Here is a 242-nt window from a genome sequence, read left to right as displayed (position 1 = left end):
ACGAAGAAGTGGAAGCCTCGCCATGCCCAAGAACCCCCGCCGCCTGCTGTGCGGAATCGGCCTCGTCTGTGCCCTCGCCCTCGGAGCCACCGCCTGCGGCGGCTCCGACGACGACGGTTCCGCCCAGAAGAAGGTCGGTGCCACCGACATCGAGGCCGCGCTGAAGAAGGGCGGCACCGTCACCGTGTGGGCATGGGAGCCCACCTTGAAGCAGGCCGCCGCCGACTTCGAGAAGAAGTACC

At 68.2% G+C, this 242-nt stretch carries 1 pseudogene; it reads left to right on the top strand.

The window, feature by feature from the left end:
• Positions 1–22: 22 nt before the first annotated feature.
• Positions 23–242 (top strand): annotated as a pseudogene (locus J0695_RS41310) (sugar ABC transporter substrate-binding protein); the annotation flags it as partial.

Origin of the sequence: Streptomyces beijiangensis, from assembly GCF_017315755.1 — a bacterium.
GTDB lineage: Bacteria > Actinomycetota > Actinomycetes > Streptomycetales > Streptomycetaceae > Streptomyces > Streptomyces beijiangensis.
Note: the sequence above shows the minus strand (reverse complement) of the source record. Positions and strands in the feature narration are given on the sequence as shown.